Source organism: Cryomorphaceae bacterium (assembly GCA_017798125.1).
In the GTDB taxonomy this organism is placed as follows: Bacteria; Bacteroidota; Bacteroidia; order Flavobacteriales; family ECT2AJA-044; genus ECT2AJA-044.
In genome coordinates, this window is the sequence record CP059070.1 from 481,347 (window position 1) to 493,870 (window position 12,524).

Below are 12,524 nucleotides of genomic sequence, written 5' to 3' on the forward strand. Positions count from 1 at the left end.
AAACGAAGATATCAAATTCCTGAGGTCGACCATGCAGAAATCAACGCGGTAATCAAGAGCGTAATCGCCAGGACATTTCCCCAGAAAGGTTTTCGAAAGTAGTAGAACAGGTTGGCCAGAACCAGTGATACAGGAAGGCCCAAAATGGCAAAGTGGGAAAGTTCATTCGCCGGGGCCAGAACAAAACCGACAAGGGCGGCTACCGTGGCCCAGAGCATCAGGAGGAAATTTTTCCGGTTGCTCACTCTTTTTTTACTCAGGTGAAGCGCTAGTTCTACACCTCCCGTTACGGCTAAAATCAGCACGACGATCATCAGGGGAAGACGAGATCGAGACAGAGTCAAATCAATAGCCCCTTGCTGAAAGGCGCTCCAGTAGTTGATGTAATTGAACTCCATTAAGTCCGGATACCAAACCCAAAAAGAGTAAGCGATGAAGGCCGGTGCCACATAACCGATTAGGATGACTGAGATATGTCGCCAATCGGTATGTCCATTGATCAAAATGGCAATGAACAGCAAGGGGAAAAAAGTTACGGAAGGCGCGTACATCAAGGTTGCCAAAGACAGGAAAATACTCGCGTTAAATGCAATCATCAAGCTCCCTTCATCAAAATACAGGCGAAAAAGCTCACGCATGGTCAAGGCTAAAAACGGAAGTGCCCAAATGGCCGGTGAGGAAGCTAAAACTTCAGGAATAGCGGCGGCGAGGAACACGCCAAAAAACAAGGCAAAGTTGTTTTTGACCTTAAACATGTCCTGACGATTCACGGCATTACTGAAAACGACACAGGCCCAAAATAACATGACCGCGGTCAGCACCCTGAAGATGATGGCCGAACCGCCCAACAATTCATAAAGAAGGCCGAATAGGGGCATCCCGCCACTGGAGTGGACTTGATCTGGAGACCACCAGCCCGGTAACCAAAGAAGCAAGAAGATCAACAAAATCATGACCGCCGAAGCGGGCTTCTGATTTCTGAAGACGTTGATCAACATTGTGCTTTTTTTACTTAATTTTGACCCGATTCAAATGAACTTGCCATGACGGAATTCTGGACTGGACTCGGAGATTTTCTACAATTCACCTTTCAAATTTTCCCAACATTGGGAAATAGTGCCAACCTGGCCTTTGTCTTGATTATGTCAGCAGCCTTTATCTACTGGATGGGGCAACTCTTCAAGTACAAACGAGCAGGGCAAGAATAAGCTTTACTCCAAGTCGAAACCGATATCCTTTCGGTAATACTTCCCTTCAAATTCTATTCGCTCAGCGTTCAAAAAGCTGGTTTTTAAAGCTTCTTGACGGTTCTTGGCTATAGAAGTAACCGCTAAAACCCGTCCTCCGGCCGTTTGCAGTTCGCCATTCACGTCTTTCGTACCCGCGTGAAAGATGGTACTCCCTTCAACACCATCAATACCCGAAATGGCCATACCCTTGGCATAAGCCTCCGGATATCCTCCGCTGACCAGCATTACGGTGACGGCGGAATTGTCTCCAAATGTGGTCGTGACCTCATTCAACTTGCCCGTTCCAGTAGCTTCAAGAATCTCGGCTAGATCTTCTTCCAGTCGTGGCATGACCACCTCTGTTTCTGGATCGCCCATGCGCACATTATACTCAATCACGTAAGGCTCTCCTTCTACATTCATCAATCCGATGAAGATGAAACCACAATAGGGAATTTCATCTTTCTTCAGGCCTTCAACGGTTGGTCGGACAATACGTTCTTCGACCTTACCTAAAAACTCTTCATCTGCGAACGGGACAGGGCTGATGGCACCCATGCCTCCGGTGTTTAATCCCGTATCTCCTTCACCAATTCGCTTGTAATCCTTTGCAGAAGGCAAAAGCTTATAAGTATCCCCATCGGTCAAAACAAAGACCGAAAGCTCTATTCCCGGCAAGAATTCTTCGATGACGACTTTTGAACTGGCCGACCCAAACTTTCCGTCGAGCATGGCCTTTAGTTCAGACTTTGCTACTTCAAGGTCATCGAGAATCAAAACGCCTTTTCCGGCAGCAAGCCCATCCGCTTTTAGCACATAGGGAGGATTAAAGGACTCTAGGAGTTCGATTCCTTCGGAAATGTTTTCGGCGTTAACACTCTTGTATTTTGCTGTCGGAATATCATGGCGCTCCATGAAGTCCTTTGCAAATTCCTTGGAGCCCTCCAATTCCGCGCCGCTCTTTCCAGGACCAATGATCCACAATTGGTCCGAAGAGAATTGCGTTTCCAGGGCATCCCGAACTCCATTCACCAAAGGATCTTCTGGCCCAACAACGAGGCCATCAATTCCTTCTTCACGAATAAAGGCGGCCACGGCGTCAAAGTCATTGGGATTTAAGGCAACGTTCGTACCTACTTCATGCGTACCGCCATTTCCAGGAGCAATGAACACGTGCTCAACCCGAGGACTCTGCGCCAGCTTCCAGCTCAGCGCATGCTCTCGACCTCCCGATCCAAGAACGAGGATCTTCATACCAAGATGTTAAATGTGAATTACTGCTTAACGCGCTTAATGCTGCACCCTTTGTTCTGGGTAGTTTCAGGGTCTATTGTCCCATCTCCCATATAGGCTTGGATGGCATCTGTCAAATAGGTTTGGGTAACCTCTTTAGCACTATTTTCATAACGGTCATCAATGGCACCGGTATAAACAAGCGTCATGTTTTTATCGAAGAAGTAAACGTGAGGAGTCGTATTGGCCCCGAAGGCATCCGCAACAACATGGTCCTTATCCACAACATAAGGCATGCTGTATTTCTGAGCTTTGGCGTGCTCCATCATTTCTTTCATGCTATCGTCACCATCTCGCTTAGCTTCGTTCGAATTAACGAGTATCATACCCACGTCGTTTGCAGAAGCCACAGCATTGATATCATTGTAGGTTTCTTCCCATTCTATAACAAATGGACAAGTATTGCATGAGAAAATGACAACCAATCCTCCGGGCTTCATGGCCTCGCGAAGATTCAGTTCTGTACCGTCAACATTAGTCATTTTCACATGCGGTAAAGGCATGGAATCTCCTATTTCCAGTTTATCACCAGCTGGGGCAGAAGACATCAATGCCAATCCAGTCACAAAAGCGGTAGCTAAGGCAAATACTCTTTTCATTTTCGGTTCAATTTATATCAGTTCATATTTAGAGCGGAATGTTCCCGTGTTTCTTTTTGGGAAGAACATCCACTTTGTTTTTGAGCATCTCAAACGCGCGAATCAACTTTTCACGGGTAACTTCAGGTTTGATGACCTCGTCTACATAACCACGTGCCGCAGCGTTATATGGATGGGCGAAGAGCTCCGCGTATTCCGCTTCTTTCTCCGCATGCTTGGCAGAAGGATCATCTGCTGATGCAATTTCTTTTCTAAAAATTATTTCCGCTGCACCTTTAGCGCCCATGACAGCGATCTCTGCTGACGGCCATGCAAAATTCATATCCGCTCCGATATGCTTGGAGTTCATCACGTCATAGGCTCCACCATAGGCTTTTCGCGTAATTACCGTCACGCGCGGCACGGTTGCTTCACTAAAAGCATAGAGCAACTTGGCTCCGTGAGTAATGATTCCATTCCATTCTTGGTCTGTTCCAGGCAAGAATCCCGGCACATCTTCAAATACCAAAAGAGGAATATTAAAGCTGTCGCAGAAGCGGACAAAGCGCCCCGCTTTTTGGGAAGCCTCGATGTTTAAAACTCCAGCTAAGAAGGCTGGCTGATTCGCTACAATACCAATACTCTTACCGGCCAATCGTGCAAAACCAACAACGATATTTTCAGCATAGTCCTTATGGACCTCCATGAAGGAATCCGAATCACAAACGCCGTTGATCACGTCTTTAATATCGTAAGGCTGGTTGGGGTTTTCCGGGATGATCTGATTGAGGTCTGGACGCTTTTCATCTCCCGCTTCATAAGGCAATGCCGGTGGTTCTTCTTCGCAGTTTTGAGGAATAAACGCTAAAAGCTCTTTGAGCTGCTGGATCAGGGCTATTTCGTTAGCGGCAGTAAAATGAGCCACCCCGCTCTTCGTAGAGTGTGCCGAAGCTCCTCCAAGCTCTTCTGCTGTGACCTCCTCATGCGTGACTGTTTTTACAACATTCGGGCCTGTAACGAACATGTAGCTCGTTCCTTCCACCATGTGAATGAAATCCGTAAGCGCAGGACTGTATACTGCCCCACCAGCACAAGGGCCCATAATCGCACTAAGCTGAGGAATTACCCCGCTGGCACGAGTATTTCGGAAAAAGATATCTGCATATCCGCCTAGGGAAACAACGCCCTCTTGGATGCGAGCACCTCCAGAATCATTCAACCCAATGATGGGTGCTCCATTCTGCATGGCCAAGTCCATGATGCGACAAATCTTCTGAGCGTGGGCTTCCGCCAAGGATCCGCCGAGAACGGTAAAGTCCTGAGCAAAGACATAGATCAATCTTCCGTTCACTCGGCCATAGCCCGTGACGACTCCATCACCAAGGATCTTTTGTTTGTCAAGGCCAAAATTGGTGGAACGGTGAGTGACCAGCATACCGATCTCCTCAAATGAGCCTTCGTCCAATAGAAAGTGTATCCGCTCACGTGCGGTTAACTTTCCTTTGTCGTGTTGGGCTTGTATGCGTTTTTCACCTCCCCCGAGTTGGGCTTCGGCAACCTTTTTATCGAGCTCCTGAAATTTGTCAGACATCAGTCCTTATTTGTCGTTGAAATGGACCCCTAAAGTAGCAAACAAAAGGGACTTAATTGTCCAATTTAAGCACCGCTAAAAAGGCCTGTTGTGGAATTTCAACGTTCCCTACTTGACGCATTCGTTTCTTTCCGGCCTTTTGCTTTTCAAGGAGCTTTCTTTTACGTGAAATATCTCCTCCATAACACTTGGCCGTAACATCCTTTCGAAGAGCCTTAACAGTTTCTCGAGCGATGATCTTGGATCCAATCGCAGCTTGGATGGCAATGTCAAACTGCTGGCGTGGGATGAGCTCTCGAAGCTTAGCGCACATCTTTTTACCGATGTCGTATGCATTGTCTCGGTGGATAAGCGCTGAAAGTGCGTCTACCTGATCTCCGTTCAAAAGAACATCAACTTTGACCAAATTGGACTCTCGATAACCGATCGGTTGATAATCAAAACTGGCGTATCCTTTTGAAACCGTTTTTAAGCGATCGTAGAAATCAAACACGATCTCAGCCAAAGGCAAGTCAAAGCTGAGCTCTACGCGATCTGAAGTCAGATAAACCTGATTCTTCATGATCCCGCGCTTTTCAATGGCCAAGGTCATGATAGAACCAACAAACTCAGATTTCGTAATGATCTGCGCGGTAATATACGGCTCTTCAACACTGGTCAATAGGTTTGGATCTGGGAGGTCTGAAGGGTTGTTTACCCATTCAAACTCATCACCACTGCTCTTTGAATACGCTTTATACGATACGTTGGGAACGGTGGTAATCACCGTCATTTTAAACTCGCGCTCCAAGCGTTCTTGAATGATCTCCATGTGTAGCATTCCCAAGAACCCGCAGCGAAATCCAAAGCCCAAGGCCGCTGAACTCTCCGGCTCAAAGGTCAAGCTGGCATCGTTGAGTTGGAGCTTTTCCATGGCGCTGCGCAACTCTTCGTATTCTTCGGTATCCACAGGGTATACCCCGGCAAATACCATGGGCTTCACATTCTCGAATCCGGCAATGGCTTCAGGGGTAGGCCGCTCAAATGAAGTAATCGTATCCCCCACCTTCACCTCTCTGGCGTCCTTAATTCCAGAAATGATGTACCCTACATCACCAGTCTTGATTTCTTTTCGGGGCTCTTGGTTCAGTTTGAGTACTCCGATTTCATCGGCGTTGTATTTCTTCCCCGTGTTGACGAATTGGACAATCTCTCCTTTGCGAATGGAACCGTTCATCACACGGAAGTAGGCCTCAACACCGCGGAAAGGATTGTATACAGAGTCAAAAATCAGGGCCTGCAAGGGTGCCTTGGGATCACCTTCGGGGGCAGGAACCCGCTCTACAATGGCCTCCAAGATTTCCTGTATTCCGATACCTTCTTTGGCTGAAGCGGGAATGATCTCGTCTAGATCGCAGCCGATTAGATCGATGATCTGATCTGAAATTTCCTCAGGGTTTGCACTGGGCAGATCAATTTTATTCAGAACCGGAATGATCTCCAAATCATGTTCTAAGGCGAGATAGAGATTGGAGATGGTTTGCGCTTGAATTCCTTGTGCGGCATCCACCACCAACAGAGCTCCCTCACAGGCAGCAATGGAACGAGATACCTCATAGCTGAAGTCGACGTGTCCAGGAGTATCAATCAAATTCAGGGTATACTCTTCACCTTCATTCGAAAAGGTCATTTGGATCGCATGAGACTTGATGGTGATTCCACGCTCTCGCTCCAAATCCATGCTGTCCAAGATTTGGTCCTTCTTCTCGCGATCCGATACACTTTGGGTTGCATCCAACAAACGATCTGCCAAGGTGCTCTTACCGTGGTCGATGTGTGCGATGATGCAGAAATTCCGGATATTCTTCATAAGCCGCGAAATTACGCCTTTTTCCGCTCTGATTTCGCGTTCAAAGACTCATTCATTTCCATAGCCAACCATTCAGGGACGACTTTCGTTTATTGGAGCGCCGTAGCAGTTTTTATTATATTTGCTGTTCTTGGCGAAATAGCGTCAAACCTAAACATCGACGGAATATGAAAAAATGGATTCTTTCCTTAGCGGGTGCTCTATGGATGGCCACAGCTGTAGCAGGAGCTCCGGAGGGAATCAACAGCCTTGAGTGGACATTGTATACCACTGAAAACGGCGTCGAAATCTACATGAAGAAGCAGGCTTGTGACGATCCTGCTAATGGGGTTTATCTGGAGTATGTCTTGATTAAAGTGGTGAACACCAATAATCAAGACGCTGAGGTTTCTTGGGTTCCTCATCCTTTTCACGACAACATGCCCGCCTTTGATTCAAACTCGGACGACGAGCGCAGTGCAAGCTTTACTCTTTCCGCTGGTTCAGCATTGGAAGGAACTTGCGGCGATCAACGTTTATCTGAGTATAAGAGGTTCACGGACAAGGACGATATGCGTGAGCTGACCGACTTGGAATTGGCCAACTTGACTGTGACCCTTAAATAACGACTACTGTGAAGAAATTTCTACTCGTATTAGCTCTAGCGTTCGGTTTTTCTTGGTCTTACGGTCAAGGATTGAACATCACGATTATTTCACCGGGACAAGACACGACAATCTGTGAAGGTGATACTGTGTTTTTGGAATGTACATCTGCATTCCTATTTAACGATTTTAACAACGGAACCATCGGTATCGGTTGGAGTTCGACGCAGGCAAACCCTGTATTTACCAATCCATGTGGTCCTGGCCCAGTGGGCTCGCACCTTTGGGTAGGAACAACTCCATCGAACAACCGTACGCTTGTAACGAACACCTACGATTTGACGGCTGGTGGTGCCTGTTATATTGAATTCTGGATGAGGTATGGTCTTGTACCTGGAAACGGGCCGTGTGAGGACCCGGATGCCGCGACGGAAGGAGTCCACCTTCAGTATTCTACCAATAACGGTTTGACTTGGACGGATTTCCCCGGACCGAATGTAGCACCCGTAGGAAACTTGAGTACGGTTCCACCATTTCTAACGACCGTTCCTGGATCGGGAGGTTATTGGCAGCCATTCCCTACTTTGGCTCAACAACAGCAAAGCACGCTTTATCACTGGAACTTATACCGATGCCCTATCCCTGCGGCAGCGGTGACAAACGCCACATCGTTCCGATGGGCTCAGTTGGTAACCAGTAGTACTGGTTTCGACGCTTGGGGAATTGACGAAGTATTGATCGGGTGTGCACCGCCAAACTTGATTTGGAGTACGGGTAACACAACGACAACAGATACCGTAGTACCTTCTCAATCGACCACGTACTGGGTGCAAGCCACAGATCAAAATGGAAACACGGTTACGGATACCGTCGACGTTATTGTAAGCCCTCGTCCAGCTCTTGGACCGGATATCACCATTCCATGTGGGGACAGTACGTTTGTGATCACTATCGACCGTCCTATTGACTGTAATTCCATCAGCCCAGACGGGTCTGACTTCCGTATGTCCTTCCCTGGCGGTAATCCACTACCAGTAGTTGGGGCTCAGGGCATCAACTGCCAGAACGGACAAACACAGCAAATCGCAATTACCACCTTGTTCCCCATGAACAACAATGGTCAGTATGTTTTCTGGTCAAAGTTGGGGAATGACCAAAATTCATTGACTTCAGAATGTGGTACACTGCCGGAGTTTGATACGGTATTGGTCAACATTTTTAACTGCTACGATGTCGACATTGATTTGAAGAATGTCACCGTAGTAGACGATGATCATCCAATGGTCGAATGGGGAATCTCTACGGATACAAGCTGGAGTGCACTTTCTGGTTTATTTACAGAATACCAAATCTACCGTGCACTGAATCCAGGAGGACCTTATGCACCTGTTGGAACGGAGAACAACTTCAATGCAACCAGCTGGGAGGATTTAACTCTTGGTCAAGCCGATGTGAATACGAACGCATACAACTACTATGTGCGCATCGTATATGATGGAGGACAATCGCGTCAATCTGATTCCATTGCGACCATTTTATTGGATTGCGCAGACAACAGTGACACCTTGTTCCTCGATCTTCAGTGGAGTGACTACTGGGGTTGGCCGAATCCAGAGTACTATGTCCAAATTCAGGGTTCAAATGGGGTTTGGAACACCATGGATACAGCGACTACAACGAGTACCACGATTGAGAAGCCCTATGATGCAGATACGTACACCGTTCGCATCCAGACAGCTGAGTTTGTCGATACCGGAGGTGTGTACGTCAGCCAGTCGAACTACTGTGAGTTTATCGTATATCAGCGTGAGCCAAGGTTGAAAATGCCGAACGTATTCACGCCTGACGGAAACTTCCCATACTATAATGCGGTTACAGCCAACGACTCAACGCAAAACTTGGTTGAGTTCCAAGGACAGATCTTCAACCGCTGGGGTAATATGATCTACGAATGGACCGATTGGGAAAACCCAAGCAGCGGATGGAGTGGTGAAGGCCACCCAGAAGGAACATATTACTACGTCGTTAAAGCCATTGGCGAGGAAGGTGAAGAGCTCGAAGCTCAGGGAACCTTGATGCTGATTCGAAACGACTAAGCAAGCATAACGTTAAAAGAAAGCCGGCTCCAAAAGGGGCCGGCTTTTTTTATACACTAAAACTCGAATCAAGAATTTACTTACCCATTAAACGAGCGACGTACTTCCCGACGATATCAAATTCCAAGTTGACTCGGGATCCCTTTTGGATATCCTTGAAATTGGTGTGCTCGTAGGTGAATGGAATAATGGAGACCGAGAAACCCCGGCTTGTGCTCTCTACAACAGTCAGCGAAACACCATTGATGGTGATGCTTCCTTTCTCTACCGTGATTCGGCCTTCGCCCGGATCGTATTCGAAATGAAAGTTCCAAGAACCGTCTCGCTCCTCAACAGAAACGCACGTGGCTGTGGTGTCCACATGTCCTTGAACGATGTGACCATCAAAACGACCTCCTGCCGTCATGCATCGCTCCAAATTAACGTTTGAGCCAGGCTTCCAATCACCGAGGTTTGTGCGCTTCAAAGTTTCTTCAATGGCCGTTACTTCGTAGGTATCGCCTTGGATGTCGACCACGGTCAAGCAGACACCATTGTGCGCTACACTTTGGTCGATTTTGAGTTCTGGGGTCATCGCTGCACGGACGCGGATATGGACGTTTGTACCATCGGGCCGTAGGTCCAAAACTTCGCCCATTTCTTCGATAATGCCGGTAAACATGTGCTTGTGTTTTAGTCGCGGAACAAGTGGATGAAGCCGGTGATTTCACGGACCTCGAGACCCGTTAGTCGTACTTCATTCACGCGGACGACATAATAATATACGCCTTCGGGAACATCTTCGCCCGTTTGATAGTTCGTGCCGTCCCAATTGATGTCTACATCCGTGGTCTGGTATACGATGGTTCCCCAGCGGTTGTAGATGGTCGCCTCCACCCCTTCAACATATTTATTGCTGATGGGTACAACGAAGTCGTTATCCATATCCCCGTTTGGCGTGAAGACGTTCGGAAGCTCATATTCCGGACAGTTGTCAACGCAAACCACGTTGGAGAAATCGCTAACGTTCAGGAAGGAATCCACGGCAACCACGGCATAGCAGCCCGCAATACTCATCAAATCGTTGTGTGTGAAGGACGAATCTGAAGGATCGGTGATCACGGTCAGAAGCTCGAACTCGCCTCCTTCAATCGGCGTGTAGTACACTTCGTATTCAATGGCATCGATCGCACACTCATCATCCGGGAATCCCCAGTTCAGCTGGTTGAAGTTCTCCTCGCAATTCTTCTCCACACGCAAGATTGGCGGACAAGGTGGAGTGGTATCGTTCGGTGCCCCACAGGTCTCCTGACTCAAATTGATCAACGGCGCAGGCAAGCCCGATCCTGAATAGGCCCCTCGAGTTTCCACGTAATAGCAGTACGTCCGATTATTTTCCAGCCCGCCATCCAAGTAATTATTGGTCGAGCTCACACCCACGGAATCGTAAGTGGTGGCACCGGGGTCCTGGCGGTAAATGACATACTCCGCATTGATCCAAGGCACATTGACCGACCAATTGATGATCATGGCTTGATCTGTCGGAACCAGACTAATAAATACGCTCGAAGCTGGGTCGGACTGCGAAATGGGCTCCAAGGTGCCTCCATTGTTCTGGAAGAAGTCAATTCGATAGCGATAGCCGTTATCCACTGTGTTGATTCCCGCGTCTACGTAGAAGGTGTCGTTGATTCCATTAAGGGTAGCCAACTCGGTATAGTTGGTTCCATTTGCGCCTACGGCGCGATAAACCCGATACGCGTATGGTCCGGGATAAAGCACGCTATCAAACTCAATCGGTTTTACCCAGCGGACTTCTATCTCACCATTCCCAGCACCCGTATTGTTGACGGTGACATTGGTGATCAGTGGTTGATCCCGCAACAGCTCCGCGCACACTTCTACTGAAGCGTAGCTCTCGGCACCATCCGGATATTTGGCTACAATCATGTAGCAATAGGTGTTTCCTTTGGTCAATCCCGCACCACCATTGTCGTCGAAATAGCTCGTGGCGTTCAGTCCATTGGTGGAACCGATCAACTGGTATCCCGTATACGCAGGAACACCCGTCTCACACTCGTCCGGTACAAAACCAAAGAATTGGTTCTTGCGGTACACATCATAGCCAATGGCCTGGGTACACGCTGAGGCATCCCACGAAACATCCATGGCATTACCAGCGGGAATTGCTTGCGGGTTTTGTGGCGCCGGTCCTACGACGGTAATGTTCATGGTCTCCTGATCCACAAGGGAAGGGAACACTCCAATGTCCTCCGCACGGAAAACAACTTGCCAGGGTTGTTTGCGCACATGCAAACAGCTCGTTTGCCACCCGAAAATTCCAGTCACCTGTCCTTGTCCTTGCAGGTTCGGTGGGAAAAAGGCAGGGTCGTCGACCTCAAAAGGTCCGCCAAAGGCCATCAAGGACACCCCATCCGCATCGGGGTCGATCGCCACTACGGGGAAGAAGATGGAGTCCCCGGCTTCGACACAGCGATCATCCAAAGGCTGAATTTCCGGTGGATTGTTGTTGCATCCGGCGATGTCGATTTGCATGTCCCGAACCATTCGCCCAACAATGGACCAGTTGCCATTGTCGTCCTGTCGATGCTCGGTAATTTCGATAGCGATATTGTACTCCCCTGCTTGGATGGGCGAATCCCAGAGAAACTCACCGGAAACAGGGTCTATGGTAATGCTGCTGCTCGCCGCGGGCAAGGTCCAAAGGGGAATGGGAGCGCCGTTTGCCCCAGCACAAGGAATTAAAGAGTAACTCAAACTATCCCCATCAATATCAAAAGCCGTTGGGTTGTGGATGAAGGGCACATTCACACATCCGTTATCAATCGGTGGATATAACAGGTCCGGTGAGTTGTTGAATCCCAAGTTGGGGTTAACCGCTAGCGTTGTACTGATCGCAAAGGGAATCTGAACAGAATTTGGGATATTGACCACGTTTGCATTCCGGTTCGGATCTTCCATGGTCACCGTATAGGTGCCCGGTGCTGGATACAAGTGACGGCCGATGTAAATATTGCGCTTAATGTCGTTCCCAATGGGTTGACCATTTCCACCACCATTACTACGCGTCAAGGTATCACTGGTACCATCACCCCAAAAAACGACAAGTTCGGGGCGATCCGCTGGTGCGGAGTCCTTGGTGTAGGTCACCAAAACAAACTCGTATTCCAACCCATTCAAGTGCTTGTAGGTGATCTCACCAGCTCTATTGTGCGTTGCGAACACGACAGTGCTCGTCCACAACAAAAGGGCGACAAAGGAGATCCACTTTTTCATGCGTTCGGGTTGGTACTTAGTAAAACCG

At 48.3% G+C, this 12,524-nt stretch carries 10 protein-coding genes; 3 read left to right on the forward strand and 7 right to left on the reverse strand.

The annotated features are described in order from the left end of the window. Nucleotides 1-11: 11 nt before the first annotated feature. A complete protein-coding gene (locus tag HZ996_02080) occupies nucleotides 12-998 on the reverse strand; it encodes a hypothetical protein (GenBank protein ID QTN37976.1) in 987 nt (328 codons plus the stop codon). Nucleotides 999-1,043: 45 nt separating this feature from the next. Here HZ996_02080 and HZ996_02085 point away from each other — a divergent pair, with 45 nt between their 5' ends. Further along, a complete protein-coding gene (locus HZ996_02085) occupies nucleotides 1,044-1,208 on the forward strand; it encodes a hypothetical protein (GenBank protein QTN37977.1) in 165 nt (54 codons plus the stop codon). Nucleotides 1,209-1,211: 3 nt separating this feature from the next. Here HZ996_02085 and purD read toward each other — a convergent pair whose 3' ends face one another. The 4 genes from purD to lepA are packed head-to-tail and all read right to left on the reverse strand — an operon-like array spanning nucleotide 1,212 to nucleotide 6,540. Beyond that, the gene (purD, locus tag HZ996_02090) at nucleotides 1,212-2,483 is read right to left on the reverse strand and encodes a phosphoribosylamine--glycine ligase (GenBank protein ID QTN37978.1); all 1,272 of its coding nucleotides are present in this window, start codon (nucleotides 2,481-2,483) and stop codon (nucleotides 1,212-1,214) included. A gap of 20 nt (nucleotides 2,484-2,503) precedes the next feature. Next, nucleotides 2,504-3,121 carry a redoxin domain-containing protein gene (locus HZ996_02095; protein ID QTN37979.1) on the reverse strand — a complete coding sequence of 206 codons (618 nt, stop codon included), beginning with the start codon at nucleotides 3,119-3,121 and terminating at the stop codon, nucleotides 2,504-2,506. A gap of 28 nt (nucleotides 3,122-3,149) precedes the next feature. Beyond that, a complete protein-coding gene (locus tag HZ996_02100; protein QTN37980.1) occupies nucleotides 3,150-4,691 on the reverse strand; it encodes an acyl-CoA carboxylase subunit beta in 1,542 nt (513 codons plus the stop codon). Between the two features lie 52 nt (nucleotides 4,692-4,743). Then, entirely contained in the window at nucleotides 4,744-6,540 is a 1,797-nt protein-coding gene (lepA, locus tag HZ996_02105) for an elongation factor 4 (GenBank protein ID QTN37981.1), read from the reverse strand. 167 nt (nucleotides 6,541-6,707) lie between these two features. On the opposite strand from lepA, the gene HZ996_02110 reads away from it, so the two are divergent. Together HZ996_02110 and HZ996_02115 are read left to right on the forward strand one after the other, a co-directional pair. Next, complete coding sequence (locus HZ996_02110; protein QTN37982.1) at nucleotides 6,708-7,145, forward strand: hypothetical protein; 438 nt, start codon at nucleotides 6,708-6,710, stop codon at nucleotides 7,143-7,145. Nucleotides 7,146-7,153: 8 nt separating this feature from the next. Next, on the forward strand, nucleotides 7,154-9,220 hold the full coding sequence (locus tag HZ996_02115; GenBank protein QTN37983.1) for a gliding motility-associated C-terminal domain-containing protein: 2,067 nt from the start codon (nucleotides 7,154-7,156) through the stop codon (nucleotides 9,218-9,220). A gap of 76 nt (nucleotides 9,221-9,296) precedes the next feature. On the opposite strand, the gene HZ996_02120 is transcribed toward HZ996_02115, so the two are convergent. Next, entirely contained in the window at nucleotides 9,297-9,881 is a 585-nt protein-coding gene (locus tag HZ996_02120) for a riboflavin synthase (GenBank protein ID QTN37984.1), read from the reverse strand. Between the two features lie 11 nt (nucleotides 9,882-9,892). After that, nucleotides 9,893-12,496, reverse strand: a complete 2,604-nt coding sequence (locus tag HZ996_02125) for a gliding motility-associated C-terminal domain-containing protein (protein ID QTN37985.1) — start codon at nucleotides 12,494-12,496, stop codon at nucleotides 9,893-9,895. Between the last annotated feature and the right edge of the window lie 28 nt (nucleotides 12,497-12,524).

Coding starts and splice junctions, on each gene's coding strand:
- HZ996_02080 (QTN37976.1), bottom strand. CDS start 998: ATGTTGATCAACGTCTTCAGAAATCAGAAGCCCGCTTCGGCGGTCATG.
- HZ996_02120 (QTN37984.1), bottom strand. CDS start 9,881: ATGTTTACCGGCATTATCGAAGAAATGGGCGAAGTTTTGGACCTACGG.
- HZ996_02095 (QTN37979.1), bottom strand. CDS start 3,121: ATGAAAAGAGTATTTGCCTTAGCTACCGCTTTTGTGACTGGATTGGCA.
- HZ996_02125 (QTN37985.1), bottom strand. CDS start 12,496: ATGAAAAAGTGGATCTCCTTTGTCGCCCTTTTGTTGTGGACGAGCACT.
- HZ996_02085 (QTN37977.1), top strand. CDS start 1,044: ATGACGGAATTCTGGACTGGACTCGGAGATTTTCTACAATTCACCTTT.
- HZ996_02110 (QTN37982.1), top strand. CDS start 6,708: ATGAAAAAATGGATTCTTTCCTTAGCGGGTGCTCTATGGATGGCCACA.
- lepA (QTN37981.1), bottom strand. CDS start 6,540: ATGAAGAATATCCGGAATTTCTGCATCATCGCACACATCGACCACGGT.
- HZ996_02100 (QTN37980.1), bottom strand. CDS start 4,691: ATGTCTGACAAATTTCAGGAGCTCGATAAAAAGGTTGCCGAAGCCCAA.
- purD (QTN37978.1), bottom strand. CDS start 2,483: ATGAAGATCCTCGTTCTTGGATCGGGAGGTCGAGAGCATGCGCTGAGC.